The sequence below is a fragment of the Coleofasciculus sp. E1-EBD-02 genome, from assembly GCF_040218245.1.
Taxonomy (GTDB): domain Bacteria; phylum Cyanobacteriota; class Cyanobacteriia; order Cyanobacteriales; family Coleofasciculaceae; genus Coleofasciculus.
Genome location: NZ_JAVJQN010000248.1, coordinates 1 through 19,926 on the forward strand (window position 1 = coordinate 1; position 19,926 = coordinate 19,926).

Here is a 19,926-nt window from a genome sequence, read left to right on the forward strand (position 1 = left end):
GATCGCATGGGCTTGCTACATCCGTCAGGTGCATTCCTTGAATGTAGGGAATGTAGGGGCTCCTCGCTGCACTATTGTTAGGGAAAATCCTTCAATGTGATAGAAATTGCCCGAATCTTTTGTTCACTGGTTAGAAACGATGACTTGGTGGGTTACAGCGGATAGGAAATTAAATGATTTGCTCTCTCAATTGAATACCGCAAGAGCCCCCCTACAGTTTACGGTTGATGAGGTCTATAGGCAAGTACATTTTCATAAGTGAAAAGTATACCATAAACCAACAGGCGATCCTCAACCCATCCCCCAAACCTGATCACCCTTAGCATGACTGTTCAGGTTATCCCAGCCATTGTTGAGTAGAGATAGCTTTAGATAAGATAAGCTAAGACAGATGCTCATTTGAAGGTTGCATATAGTCTATGGTGGCAGTAATCTCCGAACACATTGAAATCACCCCAGGCGTATGTGGTGGAAAACCGCGCATTGCTGGACATCGGATTAGGGTTCAAGATGTTGTCATTTGGCATGAACATAAGGGCATGTCTCCCGATGAAATTGTGTCTCGATATCCGACTATTACGTTATCCGATGTGTACGCTGCTTTAGCTTATTACCATGATCATCTGGAAGAAATACAACAACAAATGCGAGAGAGTAAAGCTTTGGTGCGTGAATTGCAAGCAAAAACGCCTTCCAAAGTCTACCATAAACCAACACGCGCTCATTGTGTCTTGGGTGCGATCGCCGGAAACCTCTTTTTTTGTCAATCTATGTCATTTAATCGTGAGTCTACAGCAGAATGTGATTAAATCTGAGTCATCTGTGTGATCACAAAGAGTCTGGATCAACTCCAATCGATCGCAGTCTCTCCTCTAACCTGATAGATGATTCGATTGAGACAGACATGAAACGTCTTTCTGTGTCAATCTGCGTCATTTAACCGTGAGTCTACAGCAGAATGTGATTCAATCGGTGTCACTTGTGTTATCACAAAGAGTCTGGATCAACACCTAGCGATCGCAATCTCTCCTCTAACAATTTTGCCCGTTGTCGCTCCCTTTGAGCCAATTGTTCAGCTTCTGTTACCCGTTGTCGCTCCCTTTGAGCCAGTTGTCGCTGATTAGCAATCTGCTCTTCTGGCGTCAATATCCTTTGTCCTTGCTCATCGTACCAATACAACCACTCTCGATTTATTCCCTGATAAATTCCCCTTGCTGCTCCTATCCCTAATCCTATTTCCGATAACCACACTGGATTACCAAATTGTAACTGATATTCCCCATCCACTAATTTATACACTTCCAATGGCGCTTTACGCCGTCGCCGGGGATTGTACACTACATAGTAGAGTACCCCCATTTCCCCATAGAGTTTTTTCTTTCGGCTATATTCCCCTCGACGCTTATGGGATACTACCTCCAGCACTAACATAGGTACAACTTGCTCTTCCCACAATACATAAGACAGGCGCAAGTCTTCATCTATAAACCGTTGTACTTCCAGACTCAAAAACCCATCCGGTACAATTGCTGATTCCTCTGGGTGATAATAAATTCCCATATCCACCCCAAAGAACCAATCCCAGCGATTCTCCCACAACAGCGCTAGAACAGCTTTAAGCAATGAGGGAATTAAATCTTGAAGTTCATTATCCACTGGCGTATCGTCAGAATCAGGTAGCTCTTCGGCAGTTGGTAAGCAATCGGATGGCTTGTACTCTAGCATGAGTTGGTCAGGGAGCAACGACTTATTTTATTGTATTTTATTCAATCTATGTTATTTAAGCGTGAGTCCACAGCAGAATGTGATTCAATCGGTTTCCTAGTTTTCCTTGAGACTTTGCTGTCATTGCCTCTTCTAGCAAAAAATCCAGTTTACCATTAGCACTATCCACCTCAATTTGCTTATCCCAGATTTCCCAATCTTTTTGTGCAAACCACTCTCTCAATCGCCGGAAATCCTCCTGGGAAAGCGCTTCAAGCACCCTGGGTATATTCAATAGTCTGTCCACTTTGACTTTGTGCTGTACCATTAAGGATAAGATATCCGTTAAATTAGCAGCCAAAAATGTCAACCCTTGAATTTACCGCCAAGGTACAGGATGGCAAGATAGAAGTCCCTGAAGCCTATCAACAACTCCTGCAAAATATTGACCGTGTAAAGATTACCGTAATCTCAAACAGCCGCCCCCCTGATCTAGGTATGATTGCCCACCTAATCCATAACCCAATTCCACTTAAGACTTTTGTTCCCTTAACCCGAGAGGAGGCGCATAAGCGAGGCTAGCGGCACGTATTTTATCGATACAAATATCTGGCTGTATGCGTTCTTCAAGACGGAATCCGGAACCAAGCTGGAGTAGAAACGCTTTACTCGGAAGATATGCACAATGGGCTGATTGTGTCTGAACGCCTGAGGATTGTGAATCCTTTTGAGCCTGCTGAAGGTTGACTCTCAGATACACTGGGAATCTAAGAGAGAATCGTGCGATCGCTCTTTTTGTTGAGCCAGTTGTTCAGCTTCTCTTGTGCGTTATTTCTCCTGTTCTCGTCCAAGCTTAATTCTTTGTTCTCGTGCCATCTTAATTCCCTGTTCAAAGCCCTGCCTCCAGGCTAGTTTAATCGCATTTCGGTGGTCATGAATATAGATTTCTTGATGTAAGAGAGTTTCTACCTGTTCACGAGTCAAATATCCTTGGTTCGCCAATTCAAAAGCTTGGCGAATTTCGGGAACTTGTGCCATGGTTTCCGGTATCGTCTCTAATCTTCTGACATTTTTGATAAAAGATATCCATTTATCAGTGAGGGTTTCTAGTCCTTCTAGGGTTTTCGTAAACTTGGGTAATTCGACAAAGACTAACTCTAGGTCATTGATATGCTCATCCGTCAACACCTTTTTTTCTTTGAGAACAAAATTAGATATCACTTGGGGCAAATTCTCGAATATTTCAAAGTCCGTCAGCGTCAAGACAATTACTGGATTCAATAGCGTATCATCTTCTCCGGGTTGCAATTGCATAGAATAGGCTTGAGCGGCATTATACAATAGGCGTTTCTCAACCCCCTCTACATTCAAGACTTGCATCTCAATAATTACCTTTTGTTTATCACTGAGTCTGGCTTGGACAGATAAGTAAGTATCTTTAACTCCCTGGATTTTCGGCGCTAGATCATGGTCAATAATTTCTAATTCTTTGATCCGGCTGTGTCCATCATAGAGGAGGGCATTTAAGAAACTCATTAGGATTTCTGGGTTTTGAGGGGAGCCAAATATTTTGTTAAACCCAAAGTGCGTTTTCGGATTAATGAAAATCATCTTCATCGTCTCCCCATAAAAACTATACTTTGAGTAAATCATAGCTTTTTCTTGCCTGACGCTGAACCGTCTCTGGTAAAGCGTAAAAGCGTTGCCAGAATTTCGGGGTTAAACCTCTTTCTGTGTCAATCTGCGTCATTTAACCGTGAATCTGCGGCAGAGTGTGACTCAATCGGTGTCTTATGTGTTCTCACAAAGAATCTGGATCAACTCCAAGCGATCGCAGTCTCTCTTCTAACAATTTTGCCCGTTGTCGCTCTTGTTGAGCAATTTGTCGCTCATGAGCAATTTGTTCCTCTGGCGTCAAGATTCTCCGTCCTTGCTCATTGTACCAGTACAACCACTCTCGATTTATTCCCTGATAGGTTCCCCGCTCTCTTCCTATCCCTAATCCGATTTCTGCTAACCACACCGGATTACCAAACTGTAACTGATACTCCCCATCCACTAATTTATACACTTCCAATGGGGCTTTTCGACGCCGTAAGGGATTGTACACCACATAGTACAATACCCCCATTTCTCGATACAGTTTTTTCTTGCGGCTATATTCACCTCGACGCTTATGGGATACTACCTCCAGCACCAACATTGGCACAACTTGCTCTTCCCACAATACATAAGACAGGCGCAAGTTTTCATCAACAAACCGTTGTACTCCCACACTCAAAAACCCATCGGGTACAATCGCCGGTTCTTTGGCGTGATAATATATCGCCATATCCACTCCAAAAAACCAATCCCAGCGCTTCTCCCACAACAGCGCTAGGACAGCTTTAAGTAATGAGGGAATCAAATCTTGCAGTTCATTGTCCACTGGCGTATCGTCAGAATCAGGTAGCTCTTCTGCACAGGGTAAGCAATCGGATGGCTTGTACTCTAGCATGAGTGGGTCAGGGAGCAACAACTAATTTCATTGTATTTTATTTGTCCCAACACAGATTTCACCGATAACCTAGAGATGTCCAGCCAGGACGTGCACAAGCGAAGCGAGCGCTCACTACGAACGGTGCGATCGCTCTTTTTGTGTCCTAGTGTGCAACCTTATGTATGGAGTCTATAGGCAGGCACATTTTCCCAGGATGAAAAGTCTACCATAAACAAACAGGTGATCACACTCCTCAATCAGGCGAACCCTAATTAGGGTATAATCAGGACGTAATTATATCCTCGTTCAGTCGGTTGATATGAGTAACACCGTGATCAAAGACCCAGATTTTCCCATGCGTCACGCCCAAGTCACCGAACTCAAAAATACTGCCAAAATTGCTGAGATGGCAAAAGATGCTGATATCCTCGTCACCCGCAATGGCGAAACTGTAGCTTATCTGGTTAATCCCAACCATTATGAAACCCTGATCAAAAAAGGATTGGAGATCAGGAAAACCGTTACAGCGACTTTTCTCAAAAGCTATGAACAGCAACATGGTTCTCTAGAACGGTTAGACGAAGCAATTTCCGCTTCTCGTCGCGGCGAATTTGCCACAGATGAAGAAGAAGCAGAGGTGTTTGGGGATTAATGAAAATCATTTTCATCGTCTCCCCATAAAAACTATACTTTGAGTAAATCATAGCTTTTTCTTGCCTGGCGCTGAATCGTCTCTGGTAAAGCGTAAAAGCGTTGCCAGAATTTCGGGGTTAAACATCTTTCTGTGTCAATCTATGCCATTTAACCGTGAATCGGCGGCAGAGTGTAACTCAATCGGTGTCACTTGTGTTATCACAAAGAATCTGGATCAACTCCAAGCGATCGCAGTCGCTCTTCTAACAATTGAACCCTTTTTCTTTCCTTTTCAATCTGCTCCTCTGGCGTCAAGATTCGCTGTCCTTGCTCATCGTACCAGTACAACCACTCCCGCGTCATTCCCTGATAGGTTCCCCTTTCTCTTCCTATCCCTAATCCGATTTCTGGTAACCACACCGGATTACCAAACTGTAACTGATACTCCCCATCCACTAATTTATACACTTCCAATGGGGCTTTACGACGTCGCAGGGGATTGTACACCACATAATAGAGTACCCCCATATCCCGATAAATTTTTTTCTTACTGCTATATTCGCCGCGACGCTTATGGGATACTACCTCCAGCACCAACATGGGTACAACCTGCTCTTCCCACACCACATAAGACAGGCGCAAGTTTTCATCAATAAACCGTTGTACTCCCACACTCAAAAACCCATCGGGTACAATTGCCGGTTCTTTGGCGTGATGATATATCGCCATATCCACCCCAAAGAACCAATCCCAGCGCTTCTCCCACAACAGCGCTAGGACAGCTTTAAGTAATGAGGGGATTAAATCTTGCAGTTCATTGTCCACTGGCGTATCGTCAGAATCGGGTAGCTCTTCTGCACAGGGTAAGCAATCGGATGGCTTGTACTCTAGCATGAGTTGGTCAGGGAGCAACAACTAATTTCATTGTATTTTATTCAATCTATGTTATTTAAGCGTGAGTCCACAGCAGAATGTGATTCAATCGGTATCACCTGTGTTATCACAAAGTACCTGGATCAACGCCTAGCGATCGCATGGGCTTGCTGCATCCGTCAGGTGCATTCCTTGAATGTAGTGCAAGAAGGCAGAAATAACTGAACAGCTAATATCTCCCCCCGCTTCCCCTGCTCCCTCTGCTCCCCCTGCTTCATCATATCTACGAAGCTGCTCAAGTATTTTTATGCCCGCTGCAGTAGGGAATGTAGGGGCGAGTCGCTGCACTATTGTTAGGGAAAATCCTTTAATGTGATCGAAAAAGCCCAAATCTTTTGTTCACTGGTTAGAAAAGATAACTTGGTGGGTTAGGTTGGATAGGAAGTTAAGTGATTTGTTCTTTCAATTGAATACCACCTAACCCACCCTACGGTTTACGGTTGATGAGGTCTATCTTGCTGGCACATTTTTCCACGATGTAAAGTATACCATAAACCAACAGGCGATCGCGCTTCTACCTTAAAGCTACAAACCAAATATCTAATTACGATGAATCAGTCTGTCATACTCATCATGATCTCCTATCCATACCCAAATAAAGTCAGAACCATCTTCTACGGCTAAGGCTCTATAACTTAATCCAATCCTTGCTGACCAATACTTTCCTACCTTTTTGAAGTTTAAAGATGGATGATTAGGATCAGCTTTGAGTAAATCATAGCTTTTTCTTGCCTGACGCTGAACCGTCTCTGGTAAGGCGTAAAAGCGTTGCCAGAATTTCGGGGTTGTTCGATGCACTTACAAGTTTCCTAGTTTTCCTTGAGACTTGGCTGTCATTGCCTCTTCCAGCAAAAAATCCAGTTTACCCTTAGCACTATCCACCTCAATTTGCTTATCCCAGATTTCCCAATCTTTTTGAGCAAACCACTCTCTCAATCGCCGGAAATCCTCCTGGGAAAGCGCTTCAATTTCCGATTGAATCTGTTCAACTTGTTTCATTTAACTTCACGCTTGATCAGTCAACCTCTCTTTATTTTACACCGTCAATGCGATCGCACTCCTCAATCAACCCGAGTTTAGACTCACTGATCACCCAATTTTCCCCATCATCAGCTCAATCCTACCCGATATCGCCACAATTGGGTCTTGGGTGCGATCGCTCTTAACGTCTTTCTGTGTCAATCTGTGTCATTTAACCGTGAGTCCACAGCAGAGTGTAACTCAATCGGTGTCTTATGTGTTGTAACAAAGTTTCCAAAGCAACCCCAAGCACCCTGGATATATTCAATAGTCTGTCCACGAAGTTTGCGTCAATTTAATTAAGAAAGCCTTGATGAGCGAGACAGAAATTCAGCCGCTCATCCAAGATTTTTCTACCCGGTGTCACCCCTTCAGGTTATCGAGTTTAATTGCCAGATTTTGATGAATGCCTCTCGGCTTCGTCAATGACTCACAACTGACTCAGTCGTTAACTCTATTGAGGAATGAACTAAGTTTAACAACGGACCCGTTTGTTCTGTCCCATTGACGGCTAAATCACTATGGCACAAATACACTCGATCGCGAACTCGCCCTAACAAATCCTGTAAAATTCGCTGCAGGCGTTCCTCATCTGCTTGGATTTTATCGGCTTCTGTCCAAGGTTGTCCAAACCAATCCTTGAGAAATAAGGGCGCTGCAAATAACGTCGCTGCGCCTCCCTGACTCCAAAGATGAGATCCCGCATCTAACCAAAAATGCCAACGATGATAGCCACGGGCGGCTCGATATTGGAAAATGGTGGCTAGGGTAACGGCTGAATTAGCCGTAGCGGGGAGACGACGAAGGGGAAAGGAATTGGCGGTGACGGTTCCCCGACGTAATAACTGGATAAATTGGGAAATCGTCGCCTGCGGTGGTGTTCCCCCTCTGGCTATTTCCTCATCAGTCGTATTAGCGGGGAGTTTCCGCAATCGTCCATCCACTTCCCAATAATGTTGGGCGGTTTCCATGAGTTCCCGCAAAGCGGCAATTTGGTCGTAAGGTAGATTAGAGCCATTCCATAGGAATTTCTGGATGGCGCGATCGAGAATCACCACACAGGACGGAATTAGGCGCTGTTGCTGCTGTTCTCGTTGCACCTCTAACCATTGCTGAATCTGGGTGTAAGCCGTTGTCGCTCGATGTCCTAAGCGATCCCAACGGGCAAAGGTTTCAACGGGTAATAAGTGGGGGGAGTCGGGATCAGGAGAGTAGCAGTAATCGGCGAGTAAACCCGCCCGCACCGGGTCAATATTAGGGCTAGGAATGGGAGATTCTTCTTCAGGGGTAGCAATGGGTTCGGGTGTACGACTAAGAACCACCAGCATTTCGGCGATCGCCTCTCGATCCACTAACCGCCCTAACCCTGGATACACAAGGGTTAGCAGGGTTAATAAGCCTCGAATTAAGGGGGAACTAATCAGGGGGCGCTGTTCGTTCAACGGTTGGATGGGAATCCCCTGTTTGGTGAGAATATCGGTCAAAGTATACCGGGCGATCGCGTCTAATCCGGGTGCAATGATGGCAATATCCCCCGGTTCCACTTGTCCCGACTTCACGGCGTCTACAATTACCTCAGCGGTGCGGCGCAATAACTGGGCGCGAGATGTGGTTTGTAGCGATCGCAAAAACTCCGGCAAGTCTGACAATATCATGGGGTCGTTGAGCAGGTCTACCGCCATTGGCGATAACGCATCGGCTAAGGAATCATTCGGCTGTGACGGTAAGGATTCCACTTGACACCGAGAGGCTAATCCCGACAAATAATCCGGATCAGCATTTAAACCTAAGCGCACTTGACCCTGGGGATTATAGGTAAACGCTCCCACGATACCCTGATCTAAGAGTAAATCAAACAAATCCCGTGCGATCGCGGGATACTCATCCACATCATCTGCCAGTATCGCCCGATAACGCTGGGTTAAATACTGTTGATAGGTAGCATCGGGTAACATTTCTCGCCAATAGAGTTCACCCACCAGACTGTAGGTTAATAGTCCCTTATCCAGACACCACCCCCGCCAATCCAACAGCAGTTTACCGATTAATTCCCATTGATCCGGGGTGGCTTCCAGTTCCACCACTCCCTGTTCTAGCATCCTGGGAATCTCTTCAATCGGCGTCCCACTCAGGGCGGCTAATTGTAACAAATCTAACAGACGCCGCACCCGAACTGACTCATTAGTTCCCGGTATCGGAATTAATCCAGATTCGAGTTGGGGACGCCATAACTGCATGGCTAAATCCTGTTCGGTTTCCGGGCGCAAGCGCAGGGGAAATTGCGCCCTCAGATTTAACCGTTGGATTAAAAGGGGCCAAAATAGAATCACTTCGTCCTGAAAGAAGCCCAAGGGCGTCTGACAGCGCACTGGATAACGCCCCTGTAACGTCGTCGTCAGGCGATCTGTCAACTCCCGACGATTATCAGCATTGGCTGCCAAAATTAACAAGGCTGGCGTCTGATAGCGATCGCGCCGCTTTTTGTGGACAATGGGAGAAGATAACGGACGCGATCGACCCCATCCCGCTTCTACCCATTGGCGAAACAGAGTCACCAGCCGAGTTGTTTTGCCCGTGCGAGTACCACCACTAATCCAAATCGAATTCGTCATTCGTCATTCGTCATTCGTCATTTGTCATTTGTCATTCGTCATACTCGCTCCCTTGAGAAGCAAGCTACGTTTATGTAAGGGTTTGAGGTTTATTTACAGAACTTAATCTAGGTGGATTTATTGCCACCAACCTACTTAGACTTAATATCTGTTAACATACCACGTACAGTAAACTATATTAATTCTGGCGATTGAGTGCCAGGAACGCTCCGGACTATTTTTTATTGAGATATTAGCCGTTTCGATGAAGCTACCCTCTATTTTACGTCTGGCTAACCAATGGTTCGCGGATACCCCCGAAAGAGCCTTAGATCAAGCTTACAAAGCTGCGTTAACGATTAAATCCATTGAAGATGAGCATTTCAATGGGCAGAAAATTTCGGCTCGCTCCGGTCAACATAGTGATAGTGTTATTTCCTATTTTGAGGCTGACTTAAAGAAATACTTAAATACAATTCGAGTTCGCTTACGGGAATTTAGAACCAGTCGGTCAGTTTTCCGGATTTCTGAGCCAAAAACAACGAATGGCTTGCTCGGTTCCAAAGATAATTTAGCCCGCTATGATCCCATCGAATTAACCGAAAAGCAAGCGATTATCATCGAAAAACTCAACTTTATTGATGAAATATTAAAACGATATTCAGAACCTGAGCCATCCTCCGTTTCCTTGATCCCGCTATCTGCCAATCAAGTGGCTCAAGCCAACGGTAATCCCAGAACGACAGCCAATGCCAAAACCTTAGCCCAGTTGAAGCAGGCTAGTGTGAATCCCCAAAATGATGCATTAGAAACGGTATCGGATAAAACCGGGGTTGTGCCTCGGTCAATTCTGCGAACCGTCAACCGACTACAGCGGGAACTTGATCCCAAAGCTGAAGAGGAAGTTGTCAAAAAGTTTCGCACGTCTCGCGACAAAACCTTAATTTCGATCAAGTTTATTCTCACGCTGATTATTGTTCCCATTTTAGCCCATCAGGTGGCTAAAACCTTTGTGGTTGGACCCATTGTTGACTCGTTTCGCTCAGAAAATGAGCCGGGTATTTTTTTAAATATTGACATGAAGGAAGAAGCGTTCACAGAACTCCAGCGGTTTGAAGAGGAACTGCACTTTAAAAGCTTATTGGGAATGGCACCAAAGTTATCCTCGGCAGAAATGGAAGAACGGCTGAGAGAAAAAGCCACTGAGCTAGCTGAAGATTATCAGTATCGCAGTTCTGATGCGATTAAGAATATTTTTTCCGACTTAATTTCTCTCGCTTTTTTTGCGGGAGTGATTGTTACTAGCAAAGCGGATTTTGTGGTATTAAAATCGTTTATTGATGATATTGTATACGGACTCAGTGATAGCGCCAAAGCCTTTATCATTATTTTGTTTACCGATATGTTTGTCGGATTCCACTCTCCCCACGGTTGGGAAGTGATTCTGGCGGCAATTTCGCGACATTTCGGGATTCCCGAAAATCATGATTTTATCTTTTTGTTTATTGCCACATTTCCGGTTATTCTCGATTCGGTGATTAAATATTGGATTTTCCGCTATCTGAACCGGATTTCACCATCAGCGGTGGCAACTTACCGAAATATGAATGAGTGATTTTGTCATTCGTCATTTGTCCTCTGTAGAGTTCTGCTTTCTTGTACTAGCTCAAATAAAATGAGGCGATCACCCTCTCCAAAATACATCACGTTTATTCTGATAGGGTTACCACAAATTCTTCAGGTAACATTACGGGAACTGGCGATGCCACAAAATCAGCTATATTGCGTGTCAGGATAATGTCCAAACATGCGGCAAGTGCAGCTTCACTTGTTACCGCATCTTCAAAATCTTTCATAGGGCTTTGCAACGCGGCTCTAATTACCTCATCTGTTATACTAGCTACTTGAATCCGTTCTAATAAAGTTGATAGTAGTTTCCGTGCCGTGTCATTTCCTATCTGACGACGCAAGATATAGAAAATGTTGGTTATGGCATGACCAGAAACATATCCCTCAACCTGCTCCTGAGTGACTGAATTTAAGGCTTGTGCGGAAGCCACAACAAAAGGTTGGCGTCGAGCGAGAACATCAAGTAAGACATCACTATCAAATAATACCCGTTTCACTGGTATTTTGTCTCCAGATAATCAATATAGGACTCTTTGGCATCCTCTGGACTTAGCTGAACAACACCCAGTAAACCTTGAGTCCAAGGATCAAGATCCGTCATTGGTGTTGCACTTAAGCTAGGAGACATGAGTGATAGCATTTCTTTTTGAATTGAAGCCAACAGAGACTGAACTAAACGCCAGCGATCGCTGATAGGTAATTGTAAGGCTTGGTTTTGCAATTTTTGCAATGTCATTGAATCTGTCTTTAAATAACTGGACTTTTTTAATTATAGCAGTAGACACATCGATTAGGACTTTCGGCATCATTGTAGAGACTATAATGCAACGTCTCTACATAAATGATGTGTCCTATAATGCTGGGGAATCGAGCCGTTTAAAGTGCGACTATTTACCCTGTCGATTTACTACAATGACATCTTCAGGCTCAAAGTTATGGGTCTTCCGGACTTAGTGGGCTAAACTATCAGCTTCAATGAATCGGGAAGCTTACCACACAAGGACTGTAGCTTTTAACCGCCTCAAAACGAATTGAAATTCGGGTAAAAATGGTTAAAGCTATTGCTGTCCAATATTCTGGCAAATAAAACTAACAATTTAGAACACTAACTACGGAAGACCCCCGTTGGCTCCGATCAAGACATTTAAGGGGCGCAACTCCAGATCCATTGTTTTAATGGATTTGAAGCCGTTAAGAATGATTCGTTGCAGCATGATTATTCTTCTGCTGTTTTCACAGAAGGGGGTATTTGACTAGACACTTCATAAAATGTGGTTGTGGGTGGCTTGACAAATAAATGAGACATCTTTTCCAAAATCTGTTGATAAGCCTCATTTTGATTTTCATCCATGTCTTCGATATGATCCCAAAAGATAACGGCAATTCCTTTATCGGTTCCCGGTTCTCGCAGCATATATGCCCCTTGAAATCCGTGAGTGTAGGTCGAGATGGCTTCTTCATAAAGCTGTTGGGCTTCTTCAAATTTACCGGGCTTAAATTCCCCGATCGCGACATAGGCATACTTATGTTTGAGGAAATCTAGAAATTCGCTCATTATTACACTCCTTATGAATTAAATCAACAACCCAGTATAAATGACCAAGGACATAAGACAACTTCATATTGCCATCAATGTGGCAACTTTGTGCAGAAGTTGGGCAGGTTCTACGGGTTTGGGTAAGTAATCGTCAACGAGGGCGTTGAGATCGTGCTGTTCATCGGCTGAGAGTGAGGATGTGAGCAAAGCCAATACTTTAATATGTGCTGTTGTCGTCTTATGGTGGAGATAATAGCTGATCTCATATCCGTCCATTGCCGATAACTGCCAATCCACAATCACGGCATGGGGTTGCAGCAGTTCAATTTGCCTCACAGCCGTCGAACTTTCGATCAGCCACACTAGATGATAACCCGCCGCCGTGAGAATTTCACAGATGGCTGTCGCACTCGCTTCATTATTTTCGATTAAAACGATACTCCCTGGCATCGAAGATCCCTTTTCCGATGAGGCGGGTGATTTGGTTCCTCCTGGAACAACTGATTGGATCGGCACGCAAACGGTAAAGATAGACCCTTTTCCCACAGTAGATTCAACTTCAATCGTACCGCCATGGAGTTCGACCAATTGTTGAGTCAGGGCTAGCCCTAAACCTGTACCTTCGTAGGTACGCTGATAGGTTTTCTCTAGCTGCTGAAACTTTTGAAACATTAGGGGAATTTGTTCTTGAGAAATGCCAATCCCCGTGTCTTCGATTTGAAACACCGCTCGATTCTGTTCTCGCCACCCCCTTAAGGTGACCTGACCACCAGCCGGGGTAAATTTTATCGCATTTCCCAATAAGTTAAACAGAATTTGCCGGAGTCGGCGTGGATCAGCCTGAAAGCGATCCTTGGGGGTAGGGACTTGCCAATCGAGGATTAATTCGACTTGACCACTGCTGGCTTTTTCTTTTAAAGATCGTAAGGTTTGCTGGGCAAGATATCGCAGGGAAAATTCGTTGATATTTAAAACGGCTTTTCCCGCCTCTAATTGGGAAAAATCAAGAATATCGTTAATTAGTGCCAGTAAGTGTTCCCCATTCTCTTGGATGGTTTGTAAATAACGCCGTTGTTTCTCAAGGGATACAGTTTTGCTACCTCCCTCCCCTAATGACCAACGCAATAATGTTGCCGATAGTCCAATCACACAAGTCAGGGGCGTCCGCAACTCATGACTCATCGCCGCCAGAAATTCACTTTTGGCATGGTTCGCGGCTTGTGTGGCTTGCAGTGCATCCCGAAGTTCCTGGGTGCGCTCAATCACTCGCTGTTCTAGGCTACTTTTTTGCTGGTGCAGTTGGGCATACAATTGAGCCTGGTAAATGGCAACTGCCAGGTGTTCGGCAATTTGCTTGAGAAACAGTTTTTCACTTTCTTGCCAGTGTCGGGGTGCAAAACATTGGTGGGCAATTAGTAATCCCCAGAGGCGATTTTGTACGAGAATCGGTGCGACTAACTTAGCTTTGACTTGGGTTTGTCGCAGCAGTTGGAGTAAACAGGGAGAATCACTATAGGCGACTTCTATATCATCAATCGCCCCAGTAAATCCTTGGTGATATTTGCTGCGACAGTTGGAAACATAGAGAGCGCAGTCTTTTTCCTCTCGCCAATTGAGAACTGAACGAATTTGATTACAACGGCGGGCTTCATACGTGACACAACCCTCATCCTGTTGTGAGGGAGGCGGTAAAGTTAGAAACTTGCCGTTCTCGAATTGATCGGCAATTTCCGTGGAATTGTCAACCCCAATTTTATTGCCTTCATTCCTAAGGTTAACCAAATCGCCGTCAAATTGATAGATTAATAATCGATCAACGTTCAAAAAATGGCGCACCTCATCGACAGCCGTAGAGAGGATAACGGGTAATTCTAGACTTTGACGGATGTGAGTGGTAACCTGGTGAACCAGCCGTTCCTGTTCAACCTGTTGGCGTAGCGCTGCTTCAATGGGTTGACCAACCTCACAGTAAGGATGGATGGATTCGTTGCTGATGGGATTAGCGGTGAGTATATCCATCAACAACAGGGTAAATTCACTTTGGATGTCCCCTTGATTCGGTTCTGGATAGGTTTGGACAAGCTTGAAGACATGCAGAATCTGGGGTTGGCGGGTGAACCGTTGAGTGAGCCCGTCGAGAAAACCTGCGATCGCGTCTGACTCAAAGGTTAACCCAACCTGATATAAGCTGGAATGGGAATTTGCCTCCGCTTCTCCTTGTGACTCAATCGGAGTCGCGATTAGCAAGGCGCGGAACCCTGGAGATACCAGCAGTGTAAATCGTTGTACCTGTTGCTCTAGACTCACAGATACACTGGACAAGTCGTGCGATCGCAAGAGTACAGCATCCCTACCAATTTTTCCCTGCATCTGCTGCAATAATTCTTGCAGCCGCTCGAACATTGCCAATGGCAAGGTTCGGCTAAATCTTGGATTTCCCAATATCGCCATGAGTTTGGTCTAGTTTAAGCAAATGACAATGCTTCACCTCGGATTCGGTGTAAGCGGAGCCTCTATTCGATGCTATCCAAGATATAGCGATTTATTTATAACATCTTTATTAAAATTTCTAGCCTTTTATGCTCTATCCATCATGGTATCATTTTGTAAAGAGTAAGTAGGTGGACACAATTAATGTTAACGGTTGGGATTAGGGAACAGGGAACAGGGAACAGGGAACAGGGAACAGGGAACAGGGAACAGGGAACAGGGAACAGTTTTCATAACTCTCCCCCTAAACTAAGCGTGTATCCGTTCAAAAATCACTTTTATTTTTGGCTAAAGGCTTATTTGGGGTACTTCATGAACCTGGGAGCGTCCTCAACAAAAAATTTTCTGAGTTTCGGCTATAAAAAAATTAGATAATATCATACAATAAACGACCAACCCAAATGAATACGCTTAAAATAGCAAAATACCTCTAAAAAGACTATGCATCGGATTGCTGCAACACCGGGAGGATGGAATCCCCAAGCTGAAGGAGTCATTTTTATTGAACAGACACCTGCGCCGATCATTGTGATCACAGCCGCCGACACCGATATTCAAACCTTGGCGGCGTCAATGGCTCATTTACCCCCAGATTTCCCGGCGATTCGAGCCGTTAATCTCCTCCAATTGCAGCAGGAATTAACGATTGACACCTACACCGAACAGGTGTTAAATCAGGCAGACGTTATTATTATTCGGCTTTTAGGTGGATCTGCCTACTGGTCTTATGGATTGGAAGTTGTGCAGACAACTGTAGAACAAACAGGGGCAAACTTAATCCTATTGCCAGGGGATGATCGTCCCGATCCCAATTTAGTTAGTCATTCTACTATTCCTCTAACTGCCGTTCACCAGCTATGGCGTTATTTTATTGAAGGGGGTGTGGAGAATTGTACCAACGCCCTGAAATTTGTTGCCGATTTGTGTTTGGGAAGAACTTATGAGCCTCTACCTCCTAAACCTGTACCGCGTGTGGGGATTTATGGGTGGGGAGACGGAAGCGCTAAAGCGCTTACTACGAACTCTAAAGTGGGAATCTTGTTTTATCGCGCTCATTATTTGGCGGGAAATACATCACCCATTGATGCACTTTGTCAAGCGTTAGTTGCACAACAGTTGCATCCTGTGCCAGTATTTGTCTCGTCGTTACGTGATCCGGAAGTACAAGCGGAAGTATTATCCTATTTCCAACCCAAAGATGATGCGGAAATTGAGGTGTTATTGAATACGACAAGTTTCTCCGTTGCTAAATTAATAGATCATGAACAACCCGGGTTGGAGTTATGGCAACGTTTGGATGTACCCGTACTGCAAGTCATTTTTAGTGGTGGTACAAAGGAACAATGGCAGGAACAGTTTCAGGGATTAACCCCTAGAGATACGGCAATGAATGTTGCCTTGCCAGAAGTGGATGGACGCATTATTACTCGTGCGGTTTCGTTTAAGGCAGTACAAACCTGGAATCCGCTGCTGGAAACGGATGTTGTGGTGTATGAATCGGTGCGCGATCGCATTAATTTTGTCACTCAGTTAGCGGCGAATTGGGTGAAATTACGCCAAACCCCGCCAGCAGAACGGCGTATTGCCCTGATCTTAGCTAATTATCCTAACCGAGATGGACGCCTCGCGAATGGTGTGGGGCTGGATACGCCTGCAAGCTGTGTGGAAATTCTCAAGGCGTTGCAAGCAGCGGGGTATCAGGTAGAGGATTGTCCAGAAACGGGGGATGAACTGATTCAACGCTTAACCACGGGGGTAACAAATGATCCCGAAGGATGGGAATTACGTCCTCTACGACAGGGATTATCTGGGCAAGATTATCGAGATTATTTTAATACGTTACCGTTAACGGTACAGCAAGGAATCTGTAACCGTTGGGATCAAGAAAGTGAAGGGTCAATATTCAGTCAGGGCGGGTTCTGCACAAAGGTTACTATTAATAGCGACAAGGAAGTTCCTAAACCCGTCCCTACACAATTAACAATCAACAATCAGCAATCAACAATTCCCATTCCGGGCATCCAATTGGGTAATATTTTTGTCGGAATTCAACCGTCGCGGGGTTATGATAGTGACCCAGCTTTAAATTATCACGCGCCGGATTTAGAACCAACACCAGCTTATTTAGCCTTTTATTATTGGCTGCGACAGAAATTTGGGGCGCAGGCGATGGTACATGTGGGAAAACATGGAAATTTGGAATGGTTACCAGGGAAAAGTTTGGCACTCTCTGAAACCTGTTATCCAGAAGTAGCATTAGGGACAATGCCCCATTTCTATCCGTTTATTGTCAATGATCCGGGGGAAGGCTCGCAAGCCAAACGGCGATCGCAGGCTGTGATTATTGACCACCTGACGCCACCGATGACTCGTGCTGAACTCTATGGTTCTTTGCAACAGCTTGAAGGGTTAGTGGATGAATATTACGAAGCGCAAAGCTTAGATCCCTCTCGCTTACCGACTATCCGCGATCGCATTACTCAATTGATTATCAAAGAAAACCTGTACCAGGATTTGGGAATTGAGGATAGGGTGGAACGTCGAGAAACAGAGGGTTTTACCGATAACGTTGTGTCGATGTCGGATAGCTTGACTAAACCCACCCTTCTAGGGGAAGCAGGGAAAGCAAATCTGTTAACTCAAATTGATAGCTACCTGTGTGAATTAAAAGAAGCTCAAATTCGAGATGGGTTACATATATTAGGACAGTGTCCCCAGGGACGACTGTTACGAGACTTAACTGTGGCAATTGCCCGTCATCCGGGGAAGGGGCGCTTGGGATTAACTCGTGCGATCGCGCAAGATTGGGGATGGGACTTTGATCCCCTGATGCCAGAAGGTGACAGTAAGAGACAAGCGATCGCGCAATTGGAAGCCCAGGCGTCTCAATTGGTGGAATCCCTGTTATCAAAGGCAGAAGGAGAGGATCAAAACCATACCCTAAAGGATGACGTAGGATCAACACTGAGTCAGGGCGGGTTTTGTACAAACGTTATAACCAATAGCGACAAGAATGTTCCTAAACCCGCCCCTACAGACGCGCCATGGCACACAGACGCGCCATGGCACGTCTCTACACTTAATTCCCGAATCGGACAACAAACACAACAGGAATTAGACTGGATTCGCGATCGCCTTTTACCCGCCTTAACCCAAACCTCTCAAGAAATCACTCATCTGTTGCAGGGATTAGATGGGCGCTATGTCGAGAGTGGGGCGGCGGGTGCGCCGACGAGGGGACGCCCGGAGGTATTACCCACAGGTCGAAATTTTTACTCCGTTGATATCCGTGCGATTCCTACCGAAACGGCGTGGGATGTGGGACGAAAGGCGGCGGAAGCGGTGATTGAACGCTATACCCAGGATAATGGGGAGTATCCCAAAACACTGGCATTATCCGTATGGGGAACGTCAGCCATGAGAACTGGGGGCGATGATCTGGCACAAGCGCTGGCGTTGTTGGGTGTGCAACCGATTTGGGATCGCCCGTCACGTCGGGTTGTGGATTTTGAAATTCTGCCCCTGTCGGTGTTAGGGCGTCCGCGTGTGGATGTGATGCTGCGGATATCGGGCTTTTTTCGCGATGCGTTTCCTAATTTAATTGATTTATTTTACAATGCCGTGGTCGCGGTTGCCGCTTTGAATGAATCCCCGGAGGACAATCCCTTGGCGACGCAGGTGAAACAGGAGACAGCGTTCTGGTGTGAAGCGGGATTGAGTCAAGAAGAAGCCGAGGCGCGATCGCACTATCGGGTGTTTGGCTCGAAACCGGGGGCGTATGGCGCAGGGTTACAGGGATTGATTGAGGCGCAAAATTGGCAGGATGAACAGGATTTGGCGCGGGCGTATATGAATTGGAGTAGTTATGCCTACTGTGGTACATCTTCCCCAAATCAAGAGGGGGTTGCTGCGCCGGAAGCCTTTGCCCAACGCCTGAAACAATTGCAAGTCGTGTTACATAATCAGGATAATCGGGAACATGATTTACTGGATTCTGATGATTATTATCAGTTTCAAGGCGGGTTAACTGCATCGGTGCGGGCGCTGACGGGTAAGAATCCGCAAACCTATTTTGGCGATAATTCGATTCCCGAAAATCCCAGAGTGCGACGGCTACAGGAGGAAATTGCCCGTGTTTATCGTTCTCGTGTGGTGAATCCCAAATGGATTGCAGGGGTAATGCGCCACGGATATAAAGGGGCGTTTGAAATGGCGGCGACGGTGGATTATTTGTTTGCTTATGATGCGACAGCCAATTGTGTGGCAGATTATATGTATCAAGGGGTGACCGAGGCTTATCTGTTGGATGAAAAGGTGCAAGAGTTTATCCAGCAAAAGAATCCCTGGGCGATGCGAGATATGGCAGAGCGGTTATTGGAGGCGCATCAGCGATCGCTGTGGCAATCGGCTAAACCTGAGATACTGGAGAAATTAAGAGCGATCGCTCTGCAAGCAGAAGGGGTAATTGAAGCGGGGAGTGATCCTAACTTGAGCGACTAAACTTTTGACGGATGAGGGGACAATAAGCTAACTTTATAACCTATTTTCCGTTATCCAAAATTAACTGATGTGACAGTTCAAGGGGTGGAATGTAGGTTAAAAACAGTCCAGCTTGATTTGGTTAGGATGTATCCAGGATTAGAAAACTCAATTACTGAAGCGTTGCTGAATGGACTGAATACCAGCAGCGTTTTTTGTTTCATCAGTTACAGAAACTGGCTCATCAGTCATTTCTTCCGCCTAACAGGTGTGACAGTTGAACAGGTAGAACACCAGCAACCTACAGTCTCTACTCAGTTCGTTAGGATATATCCAGGATTAGAAAACTCAATTACGGAAGCGTTGCTGGATGGACTGAATAACAGCAGCGTTTTTTGTTTAATAAATTACAGAAACAGGCTCATACGTTA

17 protein-coding genes and 1 pseudogene are annotated in these 19,926 nt (G+C 45.3%); 5 read left to right on the forward strand and 13 right to left on the reverse strand.

All coding sequences use genetic code 11. From position 1 onward, the window contains the following. Positions 1-419: 419 nt before the first annotated feature. Positions 420-809 carry a DUF433 domain-containing protein gene (locus RIC07_RS36120; RefSeq protein WP_446398713.1) on the forward strand — a complete coding sequence of 130 codons (390 nt, stop codon included), beginning with the start codon at positions 420-422 and terminating at the stop codon, positions 807-809. Between the two features lie 178 nt (positions 810-987). On the opposite strand, the gene RIC07_RS36125 is transcribed toward RIC07_RS36120, so the two are convergent. Further along, positions 988-1,725: a Uma2 family endonuclease gene (locus RIC07_RS36125; protein ID WP_446398714.1), complete on the reverse strand. Its 738-nt coding sequence runs from the start codon at positions 1,723-1,725 to the stop codon at positions 988-990. A 55-nt stretch (positions 1,726-1,780) separates the two neighbouring features. Continuing rightward, complete coding sequence (locus RIC07_RS36130) at positions 1,781-2,065, reverse strand: hypothetical protein (protein WP_446398715.1); 285 nt, start codon at positions 2,063-2,065, stop codon at positions 1,781-1,783. A 2-nt stretch (positions 2,066-2,067) separates the two neighbouring features. On the opposite strand from RIC07_RS36130, the gene RIC07_RS36135 reads away from it, so the two are divergent. Next, positions 2,068-2,286 carry a hypothetical protein gene (locus RIC07_RS36135; protein WP_446398716.1) on the forward strand — a complete coding sequence of 73 codons (219 nt, stop codon included), beginning with the start codon at positions 2,068-2,070 and terminating at the stop codon, positions 2,284-2,286. Between the two features lie 168 nt (positions 2,287-2,454). On the opposite strand, the pseudogene RIC07_RS36140 reads toward RIC07_RS36135, so the two are convergent. Next, positions 2,455-3,315 (reverse strand): annotated as a pseudogene (locus RIC07_RS36140) (Rpn family recombination-promoting nuclease/putative transposase). A gap of 190 nt (positions 3,316-3,505) precedes the next feature. Then, positions 3,506-4,201, reverse strand: coding sequence for a Uma2 family endonuclease (locus RIC07_RS36145; RefSeq protein ID WP_446398717.1), 696 nt, complete (start codon positions 4,199-4,201; stop codon positions 3,506-3,508). Between the two features lie 301 nt (positions 4,202-4,502). Here RIC07_RS36145 and RIC07_RS36150 point away from each other — a divergent pair, with 301 nt between their 5' ends. Continuing rightward, the gene (locus RIC07_RS36150) at positions 4,503-4,835 is read left to right on the forward strand and encodes a hypothetical protein (protein ID WP_446398718.1); all 333 of its coding nucleotides are present in this window, start codon (positions 4,503-4,505) and stop codon (positions 4,833-4,835) included. Positions 4,836-5,035: 200 nt separating this feature from the next. On the opposite strand, the gene RIC07_RS36155 is transcribed toward RIC07_RS36150, so the two are convergent. From RIC07_RS36155 to RIC07_RS36175, 5 genes are all read right to left on the reverse strand, one after another. Continuing rightward, a complete protein-coding gene (locus RIC07_RS36155) occupies positions 5,036-5,710 on the reverse strand; it encodes a Uma2 family endonuclease (RefSeq protein ID WP_446398719.1) in 675 nt (224 codons plus the stop codon). A gap of 129 nt (positions 5,711-5,839) precedes the next feature. Then, positions 5,840-6,037: a hypothetical protein gene (locus tag RIC07_RS36160; protein WP_446398720.1), complete on the reverse strand. Its 198-nt coding sequence runs from the start codon at positions 6,035-6,037 to the stop codon at positions 5,840-5,842. Positions 6,038-6,289: 252 nt separating this feature from the next. Beyond that, positions 6,290-6,547: a ParE family toxin-like protein gene (locus tag RIC07_RS36165; RefSeq protein ID WP_446334049.1), complete on the reverse strand. Its 258-nt coding sequence runs from the start codon at positions 6,545-6,547 to the stop codon at positions 6,290-6,292. Continuing rightward, on the reverse strand, positions 6,548-6,748 hold the full coding sequence (locus RIC07_RS36170) for a hypothetical protein (protein ID WP_446398721.1): 201 nt from the start codon (positions 6,746-6,748) through the stop codon (positions 6,548-6,550). It abuts the gene before it with no gap. 443 nt (positions 6,749-7,191) lie between these two features. Further along, a complete protein-coding gene (locus RIC07_RS36175) occupies positions 7,192-9,381 on the reverse strand; it encodes a recombinase family protein (RefSeq protein ID WP_446398722.1) in 2,190 nt (729 codons plus the stop codon). Between the two features lie 244 nt (positions 9,382-9,625). Between RIC07_RS36175 and RIC07_RS36180 the strand changes: the two genes are divergently transcribed. Continuing rightward, positions 9,626-10,975, forward strand: coding sequence for a proton extrusion protein PcxA (locus tag RIC07_RS36180; RefSeq protein WP_446398723.1), 1,350 nt, complete (start codon positions 9,626-9,628; stop codon positions 10,973-10,975). Positions 10,976-11,069: 94 nt separating this feature from the next. Here RIC07_RS36180 and RIC07_RS36185 read toward each other — a convergent pair whose 3' ends face one another. From RIC07_RS36185 to RIC07_RS36200, 4 genes are all read right to left on the reverse strand, one after another. Continuing rightward, on the reverse strand, positions 11,070-11,486 hold the full coding sequence (locus RIC07_RS36185; protein WP_446398724.1) for a PIN domain-containing protein: 417 nt from the start codon (positions 11,484-11,486) through the stop codon (positions 11,070-11,072). Next, positions 11,483-11,725 (reverse strand): hypothetical protein, encoded by a 243-nt coding sequence (locus tag RIC07_RS36190; protein ID WP_446381425.1) that lies wholly within the window; start codon positions 11,723-11,725, stop codon positions 11,483-11,485. Before RIC07_RS36190 ends, RIC07_RS36185 begins: the two co-directional genes overlap by 4 nt. A gap of 480 nt (positions 11,726-12,205) precedes the next feature. Continuing rightward, positions 12,206-12,544, reverse strand: a complete 339-nt coding sequence (locus RIC07_RS36195; protein ID WP_446398725.1) for an antibiotic biosynthesis monooxygenase — start codon at positions 12,542-12,544, stop codon at positions 12,206-12,208. A 63-nt stretch (positions 12,545-12,607) separates the two neighbouring features. Next, positions 12,608-14,977, reverse strand: a complete 2,370-nt coding sequence (locus RIC07_RS36200; protein WP_446398726.1) for a hybrid sensor histidine kinase/response regulator — start codon at positions 14,975-14,977, stop codon at positions 12,608-12,610. A gap of 480 nt (positions 14,978-15,457) precedes the next feature. Here RIC07_RS36200 and cobN point away from each other — a divergent pair, with 480 nt between their 5' ends. Next, a complete protein-coding gene (cobN, locus tag RIC07_RS36205; protein ID WP_446398727.1) occupies positions 15,458-19,516 on the forward strand; it encodes a cobaltochelatase subunit CobN in 4,059 nt (1,352 codons plus the stop codon). Positions 19,517-19,926: the final 410 nt, after the last annotated feature.

What these genes read in the sequence shown, in the direction of transcription:
- RIC07_RS36120 (WP_446398713.1), top strand. Translation starts at nt 420, where the DNA reads ATGGTGGCAGTAATCTCCGAACACATTGAAATCACCCCAGGCGTATGT.
- RIC07_RS36125 (WP_446398714.1), bottom strand. Translation starts at nt 1,725, where the DNA reads ATGCTAGAGTACAAGCCATCCGATTGCTTACCAACTGCCGAAGAGCTA.
- RIC07_RS36135 (WP_446398716.1), top strand. Translation starts at nt 2,068, where the DNA reads ATGTCAACCCTTGAATTTACCGCCAAGGTACAGGATGGCAAGATAGAA.
- RIC07_RS36145 (WP_446398717.1), bottom strand. Translation starts at nt 4,201, where the DNA reads ATGCTAGAGTACAAGCCATCCGATTGCTTACCCTGTGCAGAAGAGCTA.
- RIC07_RS36150 (WP_446398718.1), top strand. Translation starts at nt 4,503, where the DNA reads ATGAGTAACACCGTGATCAAAGACCCAGATTTTCCCATGCGTCACGCC.
- RIC07_RS36155 (WP_446398719.1), bottom strand. Translation starts at nt 5,710, where the DNA reads ATGCTAGAGTACAAGCCATCCGATTGCTTACCCTGTGCAGAAGAGCTA.
- RIC07_RS36170 (WP_446398721.1), bottom strand. Translation starts at nt 6,748, where the DNA reads ATGAAACAAGTTGAACAGATTCAATCGGAAATTGAAGCGCTTTCCCAG.
- RIC07_RS36175 (WP_446398722.1), bottom strand. Translation starts at nt 9,381, where the DNA reads ATGACGAATTCGATTTGGATTAGTGGTGGTACTCGCACGGGCAAAACA.
- RIC07_RS36180 (WP_446398723.1), top strand. Translation starts at nt 9,626, where the DNA reads ATGAAGCTACCCTCTATTTTACGTCTGGCTAACCAATGGTTCGCGGAT.
- RIC07_RS36190 (WP_446381425.1), bottom strand. Translation starts at nt 11,725, where the DNA reads ATGACATTGCAAAAATTGCAAAACCAAGCCTTACAATTACCTATCAGC.
- RIC07_RS36195 (WP_446398725.1), bottom strand. Translation starts at nt 12,544, where the DNA reads ATGAGCGAATTTCTAGATTTCCTCAAACATAAGTATGCCTATGTCGCG.
- RIC07_RS36200 (WP_446398726.1), bottom strand. Translation starts at nt 14,977, where the DNA reads ATGGCGATATTGGGAAATCCAAGATTTAGCCGAACCTTGCCATTGGCA.
- cobN (WP_446398727.1), top strand. Translation starts at nt 15,458, where the DNA reads ATGCATCGGATTGCTGCAACACCGGGAGGATGGAATCCCCAAGCTGAA.